General features: G+C 47.7%; 19 protein-coding genes. 15 read left to right on the top strand and 4 right to left on the bottom strand.

Features of this window, described 5'->3' with window-relative positions; genetic code table 11:
- The first annotated feature begins 35 nt into the window (after window positions 1-35).
- The gene (locus QZ327_RS05355; protein WP_294617749.1) at window positions 36-1,001 is read left to right on the top strand and encodes a GNAT family N-acetyltransferase; all 966 of its coding nucleotides are present in this window, start codon (window positions 36-38) and stop codon (window positions 999-1,001) included.
- A 43-nt stretch (window positions 1,002-1,044) separates the two neighbouring features.
- On the opposite strand, the gene QZ327_RS05360 is transcribed toward QZ327_RS05355, so the two are convergent.
- Entirely contained in the window at window positions 1,045-2,391 is a 1,347-nt protein-coding gene (locus QZ327_RS05360; RefSeq protein ID WP_294617751.1) for a deoxyguanosinetriphosphate triphosphohydrolase, read from the bottom strand.
- Between the two features lie 127 nt (window positions 2,392-2,518).
- On the opposite strand from QZ327_RS05360, the gene dut reads away from it, so the two are divergent.
- The 8 genes from dut (at window position 2,519) to QZ327_RS05400 (ending at window position 10,005) form a co-directional block, all read left to right on the top strand.
- Window positions 2,519-2,950, top strand: coding sequence for a dUTP diphosphatase (gene dut / locus QZ327_RS05365; RefSeq protein WP_294617752.1), 432 nt, complete (start codon window positions 2,519-2,521; stop codon window positions 2,948-2,950).
- A gap of 62 nt (window positions 2,951-3,012) precedes the next feature.
- Window positions 3,013-4,779: a tetratricopeptide repeat protein gene (locus tag QZ327_RS05370; RefSeq protein ID WP_294617754.1), complete on the top strand. Its 1,767-nt coding sequence runs from the start codon at window positions 3,013-3,015 to the stop codon at window positions 4,777-4,779.
- Between the two features lie 34 nt (window positions 4,780-4,813).
- Window positions 4,814-5,392: a DUF4292 domain-containing protein gene (locus QZ327_RS05375; protein ID WP_294617756.1), complete on the top strand. Its 579-nt coding sequence runs from the start codon at window positions 4,814-4,816 to the stop codon at window positions 5,390-5,392.
- Window positions 5,389-6,681, top strand: coding sequence for a peptidoglycan DD-metalloendopeptidase family protein (locus QZ327_RS05380; RefSeq protein ID WP_294617757.1), 1,293 nt, complete (start codon window positions 5,389-5,391; stop codon window positions 6,679-6,681). The genes QZ327_RS05375 and QZ327_RS05380 overlap by 4 nt, the downstream gene beginning before the upstream one ends.
- 714 nt (window positions 6,682-7,395) lie before the next feature.
- Window positions 7,396-7,773, top strand: coding sequence for a hypothetical protein (locus QZ327_RS05385; RefSeq protein WP_294617759.1), 378 nt, complete (start codon window positions 7,396-7,398; stop codon window positions 7,771-7,773).
- Window positions 7,774-7,793: 20 nt separating this feature from the next.
- Window positions 7,794-8,165 carry a hypothetical protein gene (locus tag QZ327_RS05390; RefSeq protein WP_294617761.1) on the top strand — a complete coding sequence of 124 codons (372 nt, stop codon included), beginning with the start codon at window positions 7,794-7,796 and terminating at the stop codon, window positions 8,163-8,165.
- A 21-nt stretch (window positions 8,166-8,186) separates the two neighbouring features.
- Window positions 8,187-9,443: a 6-bladed beta-propeller gene (locus QZ327_RS05395; protein WP_294617762.1), complete on the top strand. Its 1,257-nt coding sequence runs from the start codon at window positions 8,187-8,189 to the stop codon at window positions 9,441-9,443.
- The gene (locus QZ327_RS05400; RefSeq protein ID WP_294617764.1) at window positions 9,424-10,005 is read left to right on the top strand and encodes a hypothetical protein; all 582 of its coding nucleotides are present in this window, start codon (window positions 9,424-9,426) and stop codon (window positions 10,003-10,005) included. Before QZ327_RS05395 ends, QZ327_RS05400 begins: the two co-directional genes overlap by 20 nt.
- A 169-nt stretch (window positions 10,006-10,174) precedes the next feature.
- Here the strand turns inward: QZ327_RS05400 and QZ327_RS05405 are convergent, their stop codons facing one another.
- Window positions 10,175-11,242: a M20 family metallo-hydrolase gene (locus QZ327_RS05405; RefSeq protein WP_294617804.1), complete on the bottom strand. Its 1,068-nt coding sequence runs from the start codon at window positions 11,240-11,242 to the stop codon at window positions 10,175-10,177.
- A 121-nt stretch (window positions 11,243-11,363) separates the two neighbouring features.
- On the opposite strand from QZ327_RS05405, the gene QZ327_RS05410 reads away from it, so the two are divergent.
- The 6 genes from QZ327_RS05410 (at window position 11,364) to QZ327_RS05435 (ending at window position 19,145) form a co-directional block, all read left to right on the top strand.
- Window positions 11,364-13,169, top strand: coding sequence for a long-chain fatty acid--CoA ligase (locus tag QZ327_RS05410; protein ID WP_294617765.1), 1,806 nt, complete (start codon window positions 11,364-11,366; stop codon window positions 13,167-13,169).
- Window positions 13,170-13,210: 41 nt separating this feature from the next.
- Window positions 13,211-14,329, top strand: a complete 1,119-nt coding sequence (gene prfB, locus QZ327_RS05415) for a peptide chain release factor 2 (protein ID WP_294617767.1) — start codon at window positions 13,211-13,213, stop codon at window positions 14,327-14,329.
- Between the two features lie 198 nt (window positions 14,330-14,527).
- Entirely contained in the window at window positions 14,528-14,656 is a 129-nt protein-coding gene (locus QZ327_RS05420) for a hypothetical protein (protein ID WP_294617769.1), read from the top strand.
- A gap of 21 nt (window positions 14,657-14,677) precedes the next feature.
- The gene (locus tag QZ327_RS05425; RefSeq protein ID WP_294617770.1) at window positions 14,678-15,148 is read left to right on the top strand and encodes a CYTH domain-containing protein; all 471 of its coding nucleotides are present in this window, start codon (window positions 14,678-14,680) and stop codon (window positions 15,146-15,148) included.
- A gap of 32 nt (window positions 15,149-15,180) precedes the next feature.
- Window positions 15,181-16,476 carry a DUF4010 domain-containing protein gene (locus QZ327_RS05430; RefSeq protein WP_294617771.1) on the top strand — a complete coding sequence of 432 codons (1,296 nt, stop codon included), beginning with the start codon at window positions 15,181-15,183 and terminating at the stop codon, window positions 16,474-16,476.
- A gap of 146 nt (window positions 16,477-16,622) precedes the next feature.
- Window positions 16,623-19,145: a TonB-dependent receptor gene (locus tag QZ327_RS05435; RefSeq protein ID WP_294617773.1), complete on the top strand. Its 2,523-nt coding sequence runs from the start codon at window positions 16,623-16,625 to the stop codon at window positions 19,143-19,145.
- A 451-nt stretch (window positions 19,146-19,596) separates the two neighbouring features.
- Here QZ327_RS05435 and QZ327_RS05440 read toward each other — a convergent pair whose 3' ends face one another.
- The gene (locus tag QZ327_RS05440) at window positions 19,597-20,394 is read right to left on the bottom strand and encodes a sialate O-acetylesterase (RefSeq protein ID WP_294617774.1); all 798 of its coding nucleotides are present in this window, start codon (window positions 20,392-20,394) and stop codon (window positions 19,597-19,599) included.
- Window positions 20,395-20,513: 119 nt separating this feature from the next.
- A complete protein-coding gene (locus QZ327_RS05445; RefSeq protein ID WP_294617776.1) occupies window positions 20,514-21,311 on the bottom strand; it encodes a DNA-binding response regulator in 798 nt (265 codons plus the stop codon).
- Between the last annotated feature and the right edge of the window lie 2 nt (window positions 21,312-21,313).

Here is a 21,313-nt window from a genome sequence, read left to right on the forward strand (position 1 = left end):
GTTATTCTCAACTCTCCATTCTCAATTAAAGTAATATGGAAGATGTAATTGCACCGATTAGCAAAGAATTGCTAAAAGCGGAGTTGACCGAAGACAAACGTCTGCGTATGACGAATAAGAGTAATAATCAGATATACATTATTACTGCCCAGGATTCACCGAACACGATGAAGGAAATCGGGCGTCTGCGTGAAATTGCATTTCGGGCTGCCGGTGGTGGAACGGGTATGTCGATGGATATCGACGAATACGATATCATGGACAATCCCTATAAGCAGTTGATTGTCTGGAACCCCGAAGCGGAAGAGATATTGGGCGGCTACCGCTATATTCTCGGTACGGACGTACGTTTCGACGAGCACGGCATGCCGATTCTGGCGACTGCGCACATGTTTGATTTTTCCGAGAAATTCCTGAAAGAGTATCTTCCCACTACTATCGAGCTTGGACGTTCGTTCGTGACGCTCGAATATCAGTCTACCCGTCGTGACAGCAAGGGTTTGTTTGCATTGGATAATTTATGGGACGGTTTGGGTGCCTTGATCGTGGTTATGCCCAATGTGAAATATTTCTTTGGCAAGGTTACCATGTATCCCAGCTATATACGCAAAGGACGTGACATGATTCTTTATTTCCTGAAGAAGCATTTTGCGGATAAAGGGAGCTTGATTACTCCGATGAAACCGCTGCAATTGGAAGCTGACGAGAAAGAATTGGAGGCCCTGTTCTGTAAGGATACATTTAAAGAAGACTATAAGATACTGAACGGCGAGATACGCAAACTGGGATACAACATCCCGCCATTGGTAAACGCGTATATGAGCCTTAGCCCGACAATGCGTATGTTCGGCACGGCTATTAATTACGGTTTCGGCGATGTGGAGGAAACCGGTATCCTGATTGCTGTCGATGAAATTCTGGCGGAAAAGCGTATCCGCCATATCCAGTCGTTCATCGAAAGCGAGCCGGATGCGTGCAACTGGGCTGCCGGAACGAAATAGGGTGTTCTTCTCTTCCGGCGGACGGCAGGTGCCCGGGCGGGCACTATACTGCCGGCAGGCTGTTTCCGTTGATTTTCCGGTATAGGTCGAGGGCGAAGACGTCCGTCATACCCGAGATATAGTCCAATACGGCTTGTATCCTTTCATACAGCGCGGTTGCTTTCATGTTGTATTGACCGGACACCCGGTTGATAAGCAGTTGCGAATAGGCTTTTTCCGGTGAACATACCGCATCGATCATCAGTTCGAGCAGCGTGCTGATGATGCGGAAACCGGCAAGTTCTATGTCCAATACATCGCGTGAACGGTATATCTTCTGGAAAGATACCTCTGCGCAATGCCTGTAGGCATCGGCAGGGCGTTCAGCGATGTGTTTGATGAGGCTTCCCTCGAACTCTCCTTCCAGTATTTTAGTCTCGTTGTCGAGAAATGCCCGGGTGCATTCGCTGATAAGCAGCCCGATAACCGAAGAACGCAGATAGGCAATCTGCTCATTCGTATCGTTTACAATCTTGAACGTGTTGGTTATATGTGCCTTGCGCTCATCCGGGAAGTAGGACAGCAGCAACTCCTGCGTTTCTTGCGTGGTAAGAATCTTCAGTTTGTGCGCATCCTCGATGTCCATCATCTGGTAGCAGATGTCGTCTGCCGCTTCTACCAGATAGACAAGCGGATGGCGTGCGTATCTCAACGGCGAGCCGTTGAGTTTCTTCATGCCCAGTTCCTCGGCTATCCGCCGGAAACTCTCTTCTTCGGTGGTGAAGAAGCCGAACTTGGACTTCTGTCCTGCCAGGCTCGATGAATACGGGTATTTTACGATACTGGCAAGCGTGGAGTAGGTCAGGACAAATCCGCCTTTCCTGCGTCCTTCGAATTGGTGGGTGAGCAGCCGGAAGGCGTTGGCGTTTCCTTCGAAGTGTGTCAGGTCTTCCCATTGTGCAGGAGTGAGCTGTTCTCCATCGGGTTGCTTTTCTTTCAGTGCCAAACCTTTTCCTTCCGAGAAGAAAGTGGAGATGGCACGTTCGCCGGAATGCCCGAACGGCGGATTACCCAAGTCGTGTGCCAGGCATGCCGCCGAAACGATGGAGCCGATTTCCGGCAGGTAAGAGTGTTGCAGTTCGGGGCGGCGGGCAAGGATTGCCTTGGCTACGTCATTGCCCAGCGAGCGGCCTACGCAGGAGACTTCCAGGCTATGCGTCAGGCGGTTGTGCACGAATACGCTGCCGGGCAGGGGAAACACCTGTGTCTTGTTCTGCAATCTCCGGAAGGGAGCGGAGAAGATAAGCCGGTCGTAATCCCGTTGAAATTCGGAGCGGTTCTCGTGACGCTCTTTATGAAACTCTTCCAAACCGAATCGTTTGGCGGATATGAGGGTATTCCAATCCATCATGTTCTTGCTTTCTTATTATTTAACTGCAAATGTATGACTATTTGCTTCAAAATCCGTAATTTTGTCCATTAAATAAGTGAATTAAAGTAATCTCCATTCTAACTTCATTAAAATGATAAATAATAGTATGAACGTCCGAATTATAAATAAGTCGAAACATCCGCTTCCGGCGTATGCCACCGAGTTGTCTGCCGGAATGGATATTCGTGCCAACCTTTCCGAACCGATTGCCTTGCAGCCGTTGCAGCGTTGCCTTGTTCCTACCGGTTTGTACATTGCCTTGCCGGCAGGTTTTGAAGCGCAGATACGTCCCCGTAGCGGTTTGGCTATCAAGAAGGGGATTACGGTGCTCAACTCTCCGGGAACCATTGATGCCGACTATCGCGGTGAAATTTGTATTATTCTCGTGAACCTTTCGTCGGAGATATTTGTGATTGAAGATGGAGAGCGGATTGCCCAGATGGTAATCGCCCGTCACGAGCAGGCCGTGTGGCAGGAGACGGATGTGCTGGATGAGACGGAACGCGGTGCCGGTGGATTCGGGCATACGGGTGTGTGATAGGAGTTGTTAATGATCGGTGGTTGGCAGGGTACTTATACCCGTGTGATTTTGCATAGATAATGAAATTGTTCAATTATAAAAAGACAGGGTTATTGTTGCTGGTGGCAGGTGTCTTGCTTGTTTCCTGCGGAACATCCCGCAAGCAGGCGAGGGTAGTGCCGGCAAGGCCTGTGATGGAACTCACGCCGGAGCAACAACGCAAGTACGATTATTTCTTCCTGGAAGCCGCCCGCCTGAAGATGCAGAAAAAGTATGATGCGGCTTTTGACATGTTGCAGCACAGCCTGGCAATCAACCCGAATGCTTCGTCGGCTTTGTATGAACTGGCGCAGTATTATCTGTTTCTGAAGCAAGTGCCTCAGGGGCAGGCTGCGTTGGAGAAGGCAGTGGAGAACGATCCCGATAATTATTGGTACAGTCAGGGATTGGCAAACCTCTATCAGCAGCAGGGTGAAAAGGAGAAGGTGGCGACGCTGCTGGAAGGGATGTCCGTACGCTTCACGGACAAGCTGGATCCGCTTTATGCTTTGTTGGACATTTACAACCGGCAGGAGCAGTACGATAAAGTGATTGCCACGTTGGACCGCATCGAAGGAAAGATGGGCAAGAGCGAACAGCTGAGCATGGAGAAATTCCGTATTTACCTGCAAATGAAAGATAATAAGAATGCTTTCCGCGAGATAGAGAGCCTGGTGGCGGAATATCCGATGGATGCCCGCTATCAGGTTGTGCTGGGGGATGTGTATATGCAGAACGGGAAAAAGGAAGAGGCCTACGGCATATACCGCAAGGTGCTGGATGCGGAGCCCGACAATGCCATGGCGATGTATTCGCTGGCATCTTATTATGAGGAGACCGGTCAGAAGGAACGCTACCGGCAACAGCTGGACACTTTATTGCTCAACAAAAAAGTCCCTACGGAAACGAAACTCAACGTAATGCGTCGGTTTGTGGTGCAGAGTGAGCAGGAGGGCAAGGATAGCACGCAGGTCATCAACCTCTTCGACCGGATACTGGAACAGGAACTTGACGATGCCGCAATGCCGATGCTGTATGCCCAATATCTCTTGTCTAAGGAAATGAACGAAAAAGCGTTTCCCGTATTGCGGCAGGTGTTGGCAATAGACCCTGCCAATACGGCCGCGCGCATGATGTTGCTGGGCGAGGCGGTACGTAAAGAAGATTACGATGATATCCTTAGTCTGTGCGAGGCGGGTGTCGAGACCAATCCGGAGATGCTCGAGTTCTACTTCTACCTGGCCATCGCCTACAACCGGGCGGAGCGGACGGACGATGTGATTGACATTTGCCGGAAAGCATTGACACATATCACTGCCGACAGCAAGAAAGACGTTGTTTCGGATTTCTATTCCATCTTGGGAGACGCCTATCATACGAAAAAATTGAATGAAGAAGCCTATGCCGCTTACGACTCGGCACTGGTGCATAATCCTTCCAACATCGGTGCCCTGAACAACTATGCCTATTACCTCTCTGTGGAGCGTCGCAACCTGGATAAAGCCGAGGAAATGAGTTATAAGACGGTGAAGGCGGAGCCCGACAATGCCACCTATCTGGATACGTACGCCTGGATTTTGTTTGAGAAAGGCAATTATGCCGAAGCCCGCCTGTATATAGACGATGCCATGAAGAATGATGGCGGCAAGAGCGATGTTATCATAGAGCATTGCGGTGATATCTATTACATGACGGGTGATGCGGATAAGGCATTGGAATACTGGAAACAGGCGTTGGAAGCAGGTAGCGACTCCAAAACACTGAGACAGAAAATCCAGAAGAAGAAGTATGTCGGTGAAAAGGAATAAGACGGTAACGTGTAAACGATAAAGCAAGAAAGTGATGGAACAAACAAAATTCAATGGCAAGGCGCTGGTCTTTATATGCTTCGTGCTCTGTTGTCTGACAGGATGTAAAACCACTCGTAAGGCGGAGACGTCCGGACAACTTGAGAGTACCCGATGCCTTTCCTCCAAGGTGCGGCTCACAGTTCCTTCCAAAGAAGCCGTTTTCACCGTAAACGGTACGATGAAGCTGGTAAGCGGCGAGCGGATGCAACTCTCTTTCCAGATGCCCATCATACGCACCGAGGTGGCACGTATGGATGTCACTCCCGAAGAGATATTGCTGGTAGACCGTATGGGCAAGCGCTATGTGCGCACCACCCGTAAGGAACTGAAGGATGTATTGCCCAAGAAAGCCGACTTTGCCCGTTTGGAGAAGATTTTGTTCGATGCTTCCAAACCCGGCGGCAAAAGGGAACTGTCCGGCAAGGAGCTGGGCATACCTTCATTGGAGAAGGGCAGGATTGAGTTGTCCGGATTTTCCAATGAACCGTTTTCACTGACACCTACCGAACTCTCTTCGAAGTATACGCGGGTAGAGTTGAATGAAATATTAGAAATGCTGATGAGCTTATGAGACGTTTGCTTTGTATTTTTGTAAGTTGCTTCTGGCTGGCATTTCCGCTCTTTGCACAGTCTAACAAGCTGATAAGAGAACTGGAAGACAAGCGGGGTGCTCTGCAAAAGCAGATTTCCGAGTCGGAAACGCTTCTGAAAACTACAAAGAAAACCGTAAGCAGCCAGTTGAACGGTCTTGCGGTCCTGACCGGCCAGATAGAGGAGCGCAAACGCTATATCCTTGCCATAAATAACGATGTGGAGTCGATAGACCGTGAATTGGCATCGTTGGAACGTCAGTTGGAAACATTGCAGCATGAGTTAAAGAACAATAAGCAGAAGTACGAGTCGTCCGTCCGGTACTTGTATAAAAACCGTTCTATCGAGGAGAAACTGATGTTTATCTTCTCTGCCCAAAGTTTGGCGCAGACCTACCGCCGTTTGCGTTATGTGCGCGAGTATGCCACTTTCCAACGCCTGCAGGGCGAGGAAGTGCTGAAAAAACAGGAACAAGTCGGTAAGAAGAAAACGGAACTCGGGCAGGTGCGTGCCGCTAAAGCCGATTTGCTGAAAGAACGTGAAGCCGAAAAGGTAAAGCTCGAGACGCAGGAGAAAGAAAAACGTACACTCGTAGCCGATTTGCAGAAAAAGCAGCGCGGATTGCAGAACGAGATTGCCAAGCAGCGCCGTGAAGCCAACCAGCTCAATGCGCGTATCGACCGTCTCATTGCCGAAGAGATAGAGAAAGCCCGCAAGCGTGCCGCCGAGGAAGCGCGCCGTGAAGCGGCCGCACGTAAAAAAGCGGGGGCAAAAACAGACAAACCTTCAACATCCTCTGCCAAAGCCGCTCCTTTGGAAACATATACCATGAGCAAGGCAGACCGCGAACTTTCCGGTGATTTTGCCAACAACCGGGGCAAGTTGCCCATGCCCATCAGCGGGGCTTACATCATCACCAGCCACTACGGACAATATGCTGTGGAAGGGCTGCGCAATGTAAAACTGGATAATAAAGGCATCGACATTCAAGGAAGACCGGGAGCACAGGCGCGCGCCATCTTCAACGGCAAGGTTGCCGCCGTTTTCAAGTTGAACGGATTGTTTAATATCCTCATCCGCCACGGAGCCTATATCTCCGTGTATTGTAACTTGTCTTCCGCTTCGGTGAAACAAGGCGATACGGTCACTACCAAGCAGGCTATCGGGCAGGTATTCTCCGACGGAGCCGATGGCGGACGTACAGTACTCCACTTCCAGTTGCGCCGTGAAAAGGAGAAGCTGAATCCCGAGCCTTGGCTGAACAGGTAAAACAGGAAAAACGGTTGTAAATGCAGAATCCGTAATTCAAAATGACAATTTGTATTTCCCGACTCCGCAGAATCGCCTGTTTCCGTCCCGATGTGCTGCCGGTCGGGAAAAACGGAACGGGAAAAGCTTATCCCATACATTCTCAGTATAATAGCGAAATCCTTACAAATCAACCAGCGTGGAAATACGCCTGAAATGCCGTGCACGGGCATCCCGTTTCACGGATGCAGGCGTTTGAGACGAGGGGCATTAGTGCCTGTCGTGAGGAACATTAGTGTCCGTCACGAGAAACATTAGTGTCTGTCATGATGAACATTAATGTCTATCGCGACAGACACTAATATCTATCGGTGGAAACACCCGCATCCGACACCGGAAACACCTGAAATTTGCATAAACAACGCATTTCTATCGGGAAAAAGCAGCATATCTATCCGCACTTTATACAAGCCGCCGCTATTCCGGTAGGAATACGGAAGCATGGGAGTAAGCAAAAAGGCGGTTCTTCCGTCTTTTTGTCATGAAGAACGGTAAAGACAGAACAGGAAGAGATTGCAGCAGCGTGAGCACCTTATACACGGCTTCTAATTCCCGACAATGAGAAAGCCGTTCGACATCTATGAAATTCGTTGAATATATTTGTTTTATTAGTTTTTTTTAATAACTTTGACTGAATTCCTTTAAGATTTGTCTTGTTATTTAAATTTATTTGCTATGAAAACTAAATTATTGCTATCTCTTATTGTATTTGTATGTAGTTCGATGTTTGTATTTATAAGTATGAACAATATGAATTATAGTGGTGTGCTGTCATTGGTTGATATTGAATCTTTAGCGAATGACGAAATTGATAATGGAACATTTTGTGTGGGAGAACTGGTTTCTGTAAATGTAGTGAAGCAGGACTGTAGTGTTTATAATAGAACCTATAAAGCGGTTTATAGAAAAGATTTTCTTTATGAGTGTAAAGGTGCTAAAGGTTCGGGAAGCTGTGATAAAGGGTACGTTTATCACTATTATGATTGTGATGGTTATTATATTAGTAGTAATGACCAAACGCATGTTGCACAGTGTAAAGGTGAAGAGGAATAACTTTTATAATACGGCATACTATGAAAAAGATTATTTTATTTGTTACAATTGTATGTGTAGTAACTATAGTTACTTGCATAAAGAAAAGCAATACGTTACAGCACGCTATTGCGTTTTCATTAGTTGATATTGAAGCTTTGGCAAATGATGAGTCTACTAATGGGGAGAATGATAAAAAATGTACTACGGAACGTTCAGAGGAATATATGTGGCAAGAATGTACGATTTATAATAATACTTATAAGACATTTGCTCGAAAGGCGGTAAAACATGAGTGTAAAGGACTTGGTATAGAACATTGTAAAAAAGGATATCTTTATATTTATTACGATTGTGATGGTTATGAAATAGGTGAGGATGATTTAACTTATGATTCATATTGTTTTTTGTAACTTGTAAATAAAATATTTGCTATGAATAAACGTTTGACAACCAATCTGTTTTTGATAGTTCTATTTATGTCCTTGTTTGGGGGATGTAAACAGACTGCGGATTATATGGCGGTAAATAGTAATGCTTTTGTCGTAAATTTGGATACTGTGGAATTAAAACACGACTTTAAACTGTCCAATATCTTTGATTCTATCAAGGTCATACCGTTGGATAATAGCGAGGTTGTGATTGGTAAACTTAATAGGGTCGATATTTATAAGGACCTGATAATTGTTTTGGATGCGGAATTTGCAAAAGGTGTTTTCGCTTTTGATAGGGCAGGTAAGTTGCTTTATCAAATAGGTAATGTGGGGCTTGGCCCTGAGGAATATGCCTCTTGTGGGGACTTTGCGATAGACCGTGAGCAAGGTTCTATTTATATATATGATAAATTGGGGCATCGGATTTATGTCTATGACGTAAATACAGGAAAATATCAGCGTACCTTAAGTATAGAACGTTCTAATAAGTTCAACAGGATTTGGTGTAACGGAGGAAATCTGTATGCGGTGAGCACCTATTTTTTGCCCAAAAAGGATAATTCCCCCTTTTATATATTGAAGCAATTGGATGAGAAAACAGGAGAGTTGCTTGGGGAGTGGCTGGATGTGGAAACTTTTAATAAGGGATGGAAAAATGAATTCATGACGACAAATCTGTTTTATCGGTTTGGCAAAGATGAAGATCTTTTTACCTATGGGATTGCAGATACGATTCTTTGCCTGAAAGAGGGAAAAATTGCTCCTTACATGGTGTTTACGGGGGATAAAGTCATAAAACCCGGTGATTTGTCGGAAGAGGAAAAAGATATATCGTTGGATGCAAGAAAAATGGTAGAGATACATGGGAAGGCACACAGGCGGCTGGGGTATATACAACAGAAGATTACCAGTGTATTTGATTTGTATGGAAACAATGGTAATTTGTATTTTGACTATATGACTTGGTTTTGCTTTTTTGTTCAATACGATTTGAAAAAGGACGAAATATCTGTTTATACCAATGTAAAAGATGACTTGTTGTTTGTGTCAAAGCCCTATAAATATACCATGACTTCGTTCTTGATGTCCGATGACGATGGCGTTTATTATCAAGTCAATACAGAAGTGTTGCCCCATTTGAAGTCCTGCTTCGACGGCGGCTTTTTATCCGACCGGATTAAAAATAAAGATGTATTACAGCAGATAACGGAAGACTCTAATCCTATTATTTTGTATTATGAATTTAAGAAAGAGTGACAAGGTCTTATTATATTGTTCCGTCATACTGCTTATGTTGGCTGTTATTGCTCTGCAAGGTTGGCAGCTAAGGAGATATAAGAAAAATATAGTAATGTTGAATGAAGGGATTCCTAAGATATTGGAAAAGTCCATTCGTTATGCCGAGTATCATGTAAATACATCTTTAAATGGCATTTATGAACAAGTGTTTCCTGTAAGCAATACATTGGTATATTGTTTTACGGACGATATGTGCGATGAATGTATCAGACAAGATTTGCATGAGTTGTACCGATATCAATCAATAGCGGGAAAAGAGAAGGTGTTGGTTCTTCCTGTTTGCGAGAGCGATGTGTTGAAGTCTGCAACTTGGGAAGGACCGTTACGGAGTTTTAATTATAAAAACGTTTCGGATACATTCAGCATTCCTCATGATAAAAATAGTGGAGTTCTGAAAAGGTATATTGCATATATAGGCAGTGATGGGAAAGTAGAAACGCTTTTTTTCCCTGAAAAGAATGAGCAGGTTTTAACGCAGATGTATTTGCAGTCATTGATACATAAATTCGATAACGAGTGAGCTTGGCATTACGAAGTTCCTAATCTTTTAGACACAGATACCGTTGATTTTAATCTTTATCAGTGAAATGATAATCCGTGTCATCCGCGTCTAAAAGATGCTTGCAAAGCCTGAAAGATAGCAGCAAAAATCGGATGAAAGCGAGCCGCGACCGTATGTGTGGCGTGTGTCACAGCTTCGCTCCGTCCAGCAATTTGAGATAGAGTGTGATGGCTTCCTCAATCTCCTTGACGAAGACGAACTCGTCCGCCGTATGCGAGCGGCTGCTTTTGCCCGGTCCCATCTTCATGGAGGGGAACGGCATCAGCGCCTGGTCGGAAAGGGTAGGAGAGCCAAATGGGGTTCTGCCCAATGCAACCGCCTTCTTCACCAGCGGATGTTCGGGCGAGACATGTGAAGAACTCAAGCGGAAAGACCTTGCTTTGGCTTCGCAGCCGATATGCTTCCGTATCTCGTCGAAAAGTTCCTGATTGGTGTAGTACTCGTTGCTGCGGATATCCACCACGAATGTGCAGCGGTCCGGTATGACGTTGTGCTGTGTGCCTGCATTCATCACGGTGACACTCATCTTTACCGGTCCCAACAGGGGCGATTCTTTGGGGAAACGATAATCGCGGAACCATGCAATGTCGTCCAAAACCTTGTATATGGCATTGTCGCCCTCGTTCCGGGCGGCATGCCCCGACCTGCCGTAAGCGGTGACATCCAGCACCATCAGCCCTTTCTCGGCAATGGCGGGTTGCATTTCTGTAGGTTCGCCCACAATGGCAAACTGTATGGGCGGCAGCCCCGGCAGCACGGACTCTATTCCGTCCTTGCCCGACACTTCTTCCTCGCAGGAGGCGAGGTAAATCAGGTTGTAGGCTTGTGTGGTCCGGCAAAGTTGCAGGAATACTTGCAGCAGGCTGACCACGCTCGCTCCGGCATCGTTGCTTCCCAAACCGTAAATCTTGCCGTTCTCTTCCGTGGGGTTGAACGGGGTTTTCCGCCAGCCGTTTACCGGTTTCACCGTATCGATGTGCGAATTTAGCAACAGCGTCGGCTTGCTCAGGTCGAACATCGGGCTGAGGCACCATATATTGTTGCCTTTCCGTCCGGTCGCCATTCCCTGCATCTCGATGTAATGTTGTAAAAAGTCTGCCGCCTGTTCTTCTTCACGGCTCAAAGAAGGTATGGTTATCAACGATTTAAGCAGTCCGATTGCCTCGGATACGAGCGTCTCTATGTCTGTTGTCATCATCAGGTTCCGTTATATATTCGTTATTATGCCGCAAACTTACGGATAAATCCTGAAAAAGGAAGATAGTTTCAAATAAAACCAATACCTTTGTACCCGTATTTACCAATTCATTAAAAATATGACTTATCATCATTTGTCTGTCTTGGTGCATCGCCAGGCAGAGAAGTATGGAGACAAAGTAGCCCTTAAATACAGGGACTATGACACTGCACAATGGATACCTATCACTTGGAATAATTTTTCTCGGACCGTACGTCAGGCTGCCAATGCGTTGGTGGCTTTGGGCGTAGAGGAGCAACGTAACATCGGTATCTTCTCACAAAATAAACCGGAATGCCTGTTTACCGATTTCGCCGCATTTGCCAATCGCGTGGTGACCATACCGCTGTATGCCACCAGCTCTTCTGCCCAGGCGCAATATATTATCAATGATGCGCAGATACGTTTCCTCTTCGTAGGTGAGCAGTTTCAGTATGATGCCGCTTTCAGTGCGTTCGGCTTCTGCGACTCTTTGCAGAAACTGATTGTTTTCGACCGCGGCGTCGTGCTCGATCCCCGTGATAAGACATCTATCTATTACGACGAGTTTCTTGCATTGGGCGAGGGGCTTCCTCACAATGATGTTGTGGAAGAGCGTACCGCCCGTGCGTCGGACGATGACTTGGCGAATATCCTATATACATCCGGCACCACCGGTGAGCCGAAAGGAGTCATGCTGCACCACTTCAACTATCGGGAGGCTATCCGCATCCACGACATCCGCCTGACCGGCATGTCGGACAAGGATGTTTCCATGAACTTCTTGCCGTTGACGCATGTGTTTGAGAAGGCATGGACCTATTTTTGCATCCACCGGGGCGTACAGGTCTGTATCAATCTCCGTCCGGTAGATATTCAGACCACCATCAAGGAGATACGCCCTACATTGATGTGCAGCGTTCCCCGTTTTTGGGAGAAGGTCTATGCGGGCGTGCAGGAAAAGATTGCGCAGGAAACCGGTTTGCGGAAAGCAATGATGCTGGATGCCATCAAGGTGGGCAAGATACACAACATAGACTACCTGCGTGTGGGCAAGACACCGCCTCTGATGCTTCATCTGAAATATAAGTTCTACGAAAAGACCGTCTATGCCCTGCTGAAAAAGACCATCGGCATTGAGAACGGTAACTTTTTCCCCACTGCCGGTGCGGCGGTGTCCGATGAAATCTGCGAATTTGTGCAGTCGGTAGGCATCAATATGATAGTGGGGTACGGGCTGACGGAGTCAACCGCTACCGTCTCCTGTTTCCTTGACAAGGGATATGAAATCGGTTCGGTGGGAACGCTGATGCCCGACCTTGAAGTGAAGATCGGCGAGGATAATGAGATCCTGCTCCGGGGCAAGACGATTACTACCGGCTATTATAAGAAACCGGAAGCTACGGCTGCCGCCATTGACAAAGACGGCTGGTTCCATACGGGTGATGCCGGTTACCTGAAAGACGGTCATCTGTACCTGACGGAACGCATCAAGGATTTATTCAAGACATCCAACGGCAAGTATATTTCTCCGCAGGCTTTGGAAACCAAACTGTCGATAGACCGTTACATAGACCAGATAGCTGTCATTGCCGACCAGCGTAAGTTTGTATCCGCTTTGATTGTTCCCGTCTACGGGCTGGTGAAGGCATACGCCGAAGAGAAAGGGCTGGAGTATAAGGATATGGCGGACTTGTTGCAACATCCTAAAGTGCAGGCATTGTTCCGTGCCCGTATCGACACGTTGCAGCAACAGTTTGCCCACTACGAGCAGGTGAAACGCTTCACGTTGCTGCCCGAACCGTTCAGCATGGAGCGTGGTGAGCTGACCAATACGCTGAAGCTGAAGCGTTCTGTGGTATCGAAGAACTACAAAGAACTGATTGATAAGATGTACGAAGCGTAAAGAATAGTTAATAGTAAATTGTAAAATAGTAAATCCCCATTATGATTACCATTGAACAACTGAAAGATATCAAGGAACGTACCGAAGCGCTGAACCGCTATCTGGACATTGAAGGAAAGAAAATACAGGTAGAGGAGGAGCAGTTGCGTACGCAGGCTCCGGGTTTTTGGGACGACCAAAAAGCCGCCGAAGCGCAGATGAAGAAAGTGAAGGGCTTGCAGCAATGGATTTCCGGTTACAATGAAGTGAAGGTGATGGCAGACGAGTTGCAACTTGCGTTCGATTTCTACAAGGACGAACTGGTGACCGAAGAGGAAGTGGACGATGCCTATGCCAAAGCAGCTGTTGCCGTAGAAGCCCTTGAACTCAAGAACATGCTTCGTGAAGAAGCCGACCAGATGGACTGTGTGCTGAAAATCAATTCGGGCGCCGGTGGCACCGAAAGCCAGGACTGGGCAAGCATGCTGATGCGTATGTATCTGCGGTATGCCGAAACCAACGGATATAAGGCGACCATTTCCAACTTGCAGGAGGGCGATGAGGCAGGTATCAAGACCTGTACCATTGAGATTTCGGGCGATTACGCCTACGGTTACCTGAAAGGCGAGAACGGCGTGCATCGTCTGGTGCGCGTATCACCTTATAACGCCCAGGGCAAGCGCATGACATCTTTCGCATCCGTATTTGTCACTCCGTTGGTGGACGATACGATTGAGGTGAATATCGAACAGGCGCGTATTTCGTGGGATACTTTCCGCTCCAGCGGTGCCGGCGGACAGAACGTGAACAAGGTAGAGTCGGGCGTGCGTCTGCGTTATCAGTTCAAAGACCCCTATACCGGCGAGGAAGAGGAAATCCTGATTGAGAATACCGAAACGCGCGACCAGCCTAAGAACCGTGAGAATGCGATGCGTCAGTTGCGCTCTATCTTGTACGACAAGGAGCTACAGCACCGCATGGCGGAACAGGCGAAGGTGGAAGCCGGCAAGAAGAAGATTGAATGGGGATCGCAGATCCGCAGTTATGTGTTCGACGACCGCCGCGTGAAAGACCACCGCACCAACTACCAGACTTCGGACGTGAACGGAGTGATGGACGGCAAGATAGACGGTTTCGTCAAGGCTTACCTCATGGAGTTTGCCGGCGGGGACAATATTTAGAGCCTTTTCCAAGTTAACATCATAGTCCGGAACAAGTTAACTGAGTTGCGGGTAAGAAGTTAATATCGTATATGCAGGAAGTTAACATCATTGGGCGGATGATGTTAACTTCCTGTTTTTTTCTTTTATAAATGCTTGCAAACTTCCCGAATTTCCTTTTACTTTGTTTATCGTTGAACTTTAAACTATAGAGACACCATGGGAAAGAAGAGTAAAAAGAACGTAATGCACAGCCAAAAGGAAGAAGAACAGGCCAAGAAAGTGTTGCTGATTATCGGAGTTGTCGCTCTAGTATTGGTGGTTGCCATGTTGGTTTGGTATTCCTAAGGATTAGATTAAAAGATAAACATGCCGCAAGAGATAGAACGGAAATTCCTTGTATGTGGAGAGTATAAGCCGCAAGCGTATGCGCGGAACCGCATCATTCAGGGATATATCAGCAGTGCCCGCGGACGGACGGTACGGGTGCGCATACGTGACGGGCGAGGGTATCTCACCATCAAGGGGGCATCCGATGCGTCCGGCACCAGCCGTTACGAATGGGAGAAAGAGATTTCTTTGGCAGAAGCCCGTGACTTGATGAAGCTGTGCGAACCGGGCGTTATTGACAAGACCCGCTATCTGGTACGTAGCGGTAAACATGTTTTCGAGGTGGACGAGTTCTACGGGGAGAACGAAGGGTTGGTGATTGCCGAGGTGGAACTTGCTTCGGCGGATGAACCTTTCGACAAACCCGCTTTTATCGGGCAGGAGGTGACGGGAGACATCCGTTACTACAATTCGCAACTGATGAAGCACCCGTTCAAGGAGTGGAAGTAAACTAATTGCATCCCTTAATTGTTGGTTCGTATATGGAAAAACTGTACCAATACCTGCCGGAAGAGCTTGTCACCTTTCTCTTGGTGACAGTGTTCTCGTTGCTTATCGGCCTCTCCTTGCGGCGTATCAGCCTGAAGCGCGAGGGAGAGACTACGCTCTTCGGCACGGACCGCACCTTTACCTTTATCGGCATTCTGGGATATCTTCTCTATATCCTCGACCCGGCAGAATACCGCCTTTTCATGGGCGGCGGGGCTGTCTTGGGGGTATTGCTTGCCCTGAACTACTACGTCAAGCAGGCACAGTTCCATGTCTTCGGGGTTACTACCATCGTCATTGCGCTCATCACCTATTGCATAGCGCCTATCGTTGCAACGCAACCCTCCTGGTTCTATGTAATGGTGATTGTCACCGTGTTGCTCTTTACAGAGCTGAAACACACGTTTACCGAATTGGCACAGCGGATGAAGAATGACGAAATGATTACGCTTGCCAAGTTCCTTGCCATCAGCGGCATCATACTTCCCATGTTGCCCGATGACAATCTGATACCGGATGTCAACCTTACACCTTATAGTATATGGCTTGCCACGGTCGTGGTTTCGGGCATCTCCTATCTCTCCTATCTGCTGAAAAGGTATGTGTTCCGTGAGTCCGGCATTCTGGTATCCGGCATCGTGGGCGGGTTATACAGCAGCACCGCCACCATTTCCGTGCTGGCACGCAAAAGCCGGAAGGCAGCCGCTCCGGAAGCCCCCGAATATGTGGCGGCGATGCTGTTGGCGGTCAGCATGATGTTCCTGCGGTTCCTTATTCTGATCGGGATATTCAGTGTAGAGGCTTTGGTTGCCATCTATCCCTATCTGCTGACGATGTCCGTTGTCGCCGCCGCAACGGCGTGGTTCCTGCATTCGCGGTGGAAACGCCCTGCCGTGTCGGAGACGGCGGACGACGGCGAGGACGGCAGCAACCCTTTGGAGTTCAAGGTGGCGCTTATCTTTGCCGTGCTGTTTGTGGTGTTCACCATAGCCACCCACTATACGTTGGTGTATGCCGGCAAGGGCGGACTGTCGCTGCTCTCCTTTATATCCGGGTTCAGCGACATCACTCCGTTCATACTGAACCTGCTGCAAGGCACGGGCAATGTCCCCGTTGTGTTGATAACAGCATGCAGCCTGCAGGCGATAGTAAGCAATATTGTCGTGAATATGTGCTACGCGCTGTTCTTCTCTGGCAAGAAAAGCCCGCTGCGCTTGTGGATATTGAGAGGTTTCGGCTGTGTCATTGCCGTCAACGTTTTCCTGTTGCTTTTCTTTTACCTGCTGTAAATCAAGGTGCTTTTTGCTTTTTTAACTTCCGCATTCCGATAAATGCCGGAGAATAGCCTACTTTTGCCCCAATCCACTGTGATGTGTAGCTGGCATCTATTATACAAAGCAATAAACAAAGTATCTATTTTAAACAGAAAAACACGATGAGAAACAAATGGCTTGTGTTGCTGGCGGTATTGCTGATACCTGCCTGGGCAACTGCACAAAAGGCGACGAACCCTTCTTTCCAGATTAAGGGAAGCGTACTCGATTCCCTGACCAAAGAGGGAGAACCCTATGCCACAATCAAGATTGTAAGGAAAGAAGCGCCGGAGCGTGCGTTGAAGATGCTGGTGACGGACATGAAGGGAAAGTTCCAGGAGAAAGTGCCCGGTGGAAACGGCAACTTTGTCATGACAATTTCCTCGGTGGGACGGAACACCATTGTGAAGAACTTCCTCGTGAAACCGGGAGAGAAACTGGTGGACTTCGGCACGATGTACATCACGGATGCTTCCAACGAATTGGGGCAGGTGGAGATTGTGGCTCAGAAACCGTTGGTGAAGGCGGATATCGACAAGATAGAATACAATGTGCAGGACGATCCCGATTCCAAATCGAATTCCGTTCTGGAGATGTTGCGCAAGGTGCCTCTCGTGACGGTGGACGGAGAAGACAACATCAAGGTGAACGGCAGCAGCAGCTTCAAGGTGTATGTCAACGGCAAGCCCAACAACATGATGAGCGATAACCCGACGGAAGTCTTGAAAAGCATGCCTGCCAACTCCATCAAGCATATCGAAGTCATTACCAACCCCGGTGCCAAGTACGATGCGGAAGGCGTCGGCGGAGTTCTGAACATTGTCACCGTGGGCGGAGGACTGGAAGGATATACTGCCACGTTCAGCGGCAATGTAAGCAACAGGGGTGCCGGTGGCGGCGTGTTCGGCACGGTGAAGAGCGGAAAATTGACCCTCAGCGCCCGTTACAACTACAACCACAACAGTGTGCCTCGCGGTTATTCCGGTGGCAGCCGGCGCACGGTGGGCGAGACGAACGACAGCTCCTCCGACCTGGACTATAGCGGCACAAACAAGCGGAAGGGGGCTTTCCAGTCCGGCAGCATGGAAGCCAGTTACGAGATAGATACCTTGCGCCTGGTGAGCATGTCTTTCGGGCTTTGGGGCGGCAACAACCGGAATGACGGGACTACCGGCATGTCGGCTACCTTTCCCGGCACTGGCGACGCGTTGTACAGCTATGTCTCCAACAGTCACGGCAAAAGTTCCTGGTACTCCGTCAATGGCGGCATCGACTATCAGCGCCTGTTTCATGTAAAGAATCGCATGCTGACGTTCTCCTATAAGATAAATACCCGTCCGCAGACTTCCGACTCTTATTCCGCCTATGAGTACGATATGGACGATGTGGCTCCGGACTGGCAAGACTTTATGCGCCGCATGCTCGACCAGCATAACGACGGCTCGCAGAGCACTACGGAGCATACCTTCCAGGCAGATTATACTACGCCTATCGGCAAGATGCACACCGTTGAGGCGGGAGCCAAATATATCCTTCGCAACAATACTTCCGAGGACGACCGTTTCCTGCGCAGCGCGGGGCAGCATGCCGATTACGAGTTTGACGAAGACCACAGCTCGCACTACAAGCACCTGAATGATATCCTGGCCGCCTATGCCGGCTATGCCTTGAAGGTGAAGAAAATATCCGGAAGGCTCGGCGTGCGCTACGAACACACCATACAGAACGTGAAGTATCTGTTGGGCAAAGGCGATAGTTTCAAAAAGGATTTCGACGACGTGGTCCCTTCTGCCAGTATCGGTTGGAAGCTGACGGACATGTCCAACCTGCGCTTCGGCTACAACATGCGCATTTTCCGTCCCGGCATCCGGCATCTGAACCCTTACCTCAACGACAGTGACCCCACCAGCATCACGCAGGGCAATCCCAACCTGGACAGCGAGAAGAGCCATGCCCTCAACCTGAGTTACAGCAATTTCACGCAGAAGTTCAACATCAACCTTTCGTTGCGCTATTCGTTCACCAACAACAGCATCGAGCGGGTCTCTTTCATGCTGCCCGACACGGAGATTGAGGGGCTGAAGGAAGCCACCGGCAAAGAGGTGCTCTACTCCACTTATCAGAACATCGGAAAGAACAAGACGGCAAGCCTTAGCGGCTATGTCAACTGGAACGCCACATCCCGCACGCGTATCTATGCCAATCTGTACGGCAACTACGCGTATATGGAGGGTGCCAACGGGCTTAAGAATGACGGATGGAGCCTCAATGTGTATGGCGGGGCGCAACAGACCCTGCCCCGCGACTGGCGCATCAGCCTGAACCTGTACGGGCAGACTCCTTGGATTATGTTGCAGGGCAAGGGCAGCAACTACTTCGACTATGGTCTGAGTGTGCACAAGTCGTTTTTCAACAAGCGTCTGAGCCTTTCTGCCTTTGCTGGCAATTTCCTCAAGAAGTACAAGAGGGACGACAATACGCTCGAGGGCATCGGCTTCATGCAGGAGAGTTGGGGCAAGTATAGCGTCCGGCGTTTCGGCGTCAGCGTCAGCTACCGCATCGGCGAACTGAAGGCAAGCGTCAAGAAAGCCTCCCGCTCCATCAGTAATGACGATGTGAAAGGTGGTAGTGAAGGAGGGGTTTAGTACTGTTTTTTCATTTAGAAGGCTTTGGTAATTTTTCAGATGTGGATGGTATAGATGTCCGGTGAATGCGACCTGTATATTGCGGGTTTTGAGAAACTGCAGATTCGATTCTGTCCTGTAACCGGTGAAGTGCACTTTGTGTCGACCGTAGTAAAGGTATGGTGTATGGAATATCTTTGTTGAATATCGTGCATCCGTCCTTGCTCTAGTCCGCAAAAGGAGTTGAGGGGTACATCGGTTGGTCTGGCGAAGGAGAAATATAGTGCAATCATGTTAAAATTTGTCACGATGTAGCTTTGACTTTAATAGCTGTCCGGATATTATTTTAAGACGATGAAAAATCTGCAAAATTATATCTTTCAGACGCGGAAGTCTTGGAATCCGTGTCTGAAAGATAGTGCATAAGCTGTTTGGGTTTTGCTTCCATTTATAAGTGAGATACGGCATGGACTTACATGGCCACCTGTTTCAACACCTCTCGTGCATATCGTTTCCCTATCAGCAACTGCCCTTGTGTGCCGAAGTGCGGGTCAAATTCATTCTTGTACATATCCGCTCCTTTGGAAGACACACAGGCGGAATGGGGGATTGACCGTGCCATCTCCTTAAGCATCTTGTTGAACTCTTTTGTTCCCTGTTCTCTTTTGGTCCATTCTCCCCATTGCGAGATTTCACCGAAGATGAACGGCAAGTCGGGCATGCCTAGGTCTTCCCTGAACGATTGGACGAGACTGATTAGTCTTGTTCGATAACTTTCCGGAAATTTGGAGTCGGCTTCCCCTTGATGCCAAAGGATGGCTCTTAGCCGCCCACCCTGTTGCATGGCGGTACGTATGCGTTTTAGTGCTTCCTCGTAATATCCTTCCGGACTGCCTTTTAACCAAGCTTTGATGGAACTTTCTCCACGGGCGTTGACTACCAATCCTATCCGGTGGCTTGTTTTTCGTGCCATCTCTTTCGCAAAAGAGTAGGAGGGTCCCAAACGTTGCATGGACAATGTCTTGCGGATAGTTGAATAGCGGTTTAACGGATTTACGGCAGGCTCGAAGTAACCGCTGTCATTCAATAAATAGACATTCTGGAGGGTGTCCATCAGTTCGGGGGACAAAGATGCGCGTCCTGCCATGTTCGACTGTCCGATACATAAAAACAAGTCCATGGAGGACGATGGTTCCTTTTCTGTCTTTTGGGCATTCATGTCCCAGGTATGGAGAAGGAGGAAAAATGTAATAAAGAAAAATCTGTTCATAATCTAAAGGTATTTGTTTTTATAGTTCTTATTTAAAAAAAACAAGTTCACTGCTTATACATTTATTCATATTGATCCTGTTCGGATAAAAGTAAAACTTTAACATCAAAAAATCAACTTTATTGTTTTTGTTTTATTTTGACATAGTTGGAAGGTAAACAGCCATAATGTTTTTTGAAACAGGCAGAGAAAAAAGAGAGAGTGCTGAATCCGGTCATATTACTGATTTCTGTTATAGAGTTTTCTTTTTTCAACAAAAGATTGCATGCCCTGTTAAGGCGAATCTTACGAATAAAATATATACAGGTCTCCCCTTCCAAAGACTTTATTTTGCGATACAGATTAGAACGGCTCATACACATTTCACGGGCAAATGCTTCTATTGAGAATTCCGTGTCATCCAAATGATTTTCCACTATCTTTTTAGCTCTTTTCAACAATGCTTCATCCGTAGGGTTAAGTGGGCTTTTTTCTTGCTTTGTGTATAATGATTTGCAACTGTGCTGGATAATTTGATTATGGGTAAGAAGGATATTCCGTATCTTTGTCTTAACCAAGACTGTTGTAAAGGGATTGGAGATATAATCATCCGCTCCTGCCTGCAAGCCTTTCAGTTGCTCTTTGAGGTCTGCGTTCGTAGAAAAGATTATAACGGGAATGTGACAGGTGCGTACATTTTGCTTGATCTGTTTGCATAGTTGCAGACCAGTCATCGCAGGTATCATGACATCCGTTAATATTAAATTGATTTCTCGCTCTTTTACAATTTCCAAAGCTTTCCTGTCATCTTTTGCCTGCCATATATTATATGTCGTTTCCAATTCATTGCCAAGACGATACAATGCTTCACAATTATTTTCCACAATCAGGATGCTCTCTTTCTCGGATTTTGTGTCTCTTTCAATATAGTTCTTCATAC

It is taken from the genome of uncultured Bacteroides sp., assembly GCF_910578895.1.
GTDB lineage: Bacteria > Bacteroidota > Bacteroidia > Bacteroidales > Bacteroidaceae > Bacteroides.

Coding starts and splice junctions, on each gene's coding strand:
- QZ327_RS05355 (WP_294617749.1), top strand. CDS start 36: ATGGAAGATGTAATTGCACCGATTAGCAAAGAATTGCTAAAAGCGGAG.
- QZ327_RS05360 (WP_294617751.1), bottom strand. CDS start 2,391: ATGATGGATTGGAATACCCTCATATCCGCCAAACGATTCGGTTTGGAA.
- dut (WP_294617752.1), top strand. CDS start 2,519: ATGAACGTCCGAATTATAAATAAGTCGAAACATCCGCTTCCGGCGTAT.
- QZ327_RS05370 (WP_294617754.1), top strand. CDS start 3,013: ATGAAATTGTTCAATTATAAAAAGACAGGGTTATTGTTGCTGGTGGCA.
- QZ327_RS05375 (WP_294617756.1), top strand. CDS start 4,814: ATGGAACAAACAAAATTCAATGGCAAGGCGCTGGTCTTTATATGCTTC.
- QZ327_RS05380 (WP_294617757.1), top strand. CDS start 5,389: ATGAGACGTTTGCTTTGTATTTTTGTAAGTTGCTTCTGGCTGGCATTT.
- QZ327_RS05385 (WP_294617759.1), top strand. CDS start 7,396: ATGAAAACTAAATTATTGCTATCTCTTATTGTATTTGTATGTAGTTCG.
- QZ327_RS05390 (WP_294617761.1), top strand. CDS start 7,794: ATGAAAAAGATTATTTTATTTGTTACAATTGTATGTGTAGTAACTATA.
- QZ327_RS05395 (WP_294617762.1), top strand. CDS start 8,187: ATGAATAAACGTTTGACAACCAATCTGTTTTTGATAGTTCTATTTATG.
- QZ327_RS05400 (WP_294617764.1), top strand. CDS start 9,424: ATGAATTTAAGAAAGAGTGACAAGGTCTTATTATATTGTTCCGTCATA.
- QZ327_RS05405 (WP_294617804.1), bottom strand. CDS start 11,242: ATGACAACAGACATAGAGACGCTCGTATCCGAGGCAATCGGACTGCTT.
- QZ327_RS05410 (WP_294617765.1), top strand. CDS start 11,364: ATGACTTATCATCATTTGTCTGTCTTGGTGCATCGCCAGGCAGAGAAG.
- prfB (WP_294617767.1), top strand. CDS start 13,211: ATGATTACCATTGAACAACTGAAAGATATCAAGGAACGTACCGAAGCG.
- QZ327_RS05420 (WP_294617769.1), top strand. CDS start 14,528: ATGGGAAAGAAGAGTAAAAAGAACGTAATGCACAGCCAAAAGGAAGAA.
- QZ327_RS05425 (WP_294617770.1), top strand. CDS start 14,678: ATGCCGCAAGAGATAGAACGGAAATTCCTTGTATGTGGAGAGTATAAG.
- QZ327_RS05430 (WP_294617771.1), top strand. CDS start 15,181: ATGGAAAAACTGTACCAATACCTGCCGGAAGAGCTTGTCACCTTTCTC.
- QZ327_RS05435 (WP_294617773.1), top strand. CDS start 16,623: ATGAGAAACAAATGGCTTGTGTTGCTGGCGGTATTGCTGATACCTGCC.
- QZ327_RS05440 (WP_294617774.1), bottom strand. CDS start 20,394: ATGAACAGATTTTTCTTTATTACATTTTTCCTCCTTCTCCATACCTGG.
- QZ327_RS05445 (WP_294617776.1), bottom strand. CDS start 21,311: ATGAAGAACTATATTGAAAGAGACACAAAATCCGAGAAAGAGAGCATC.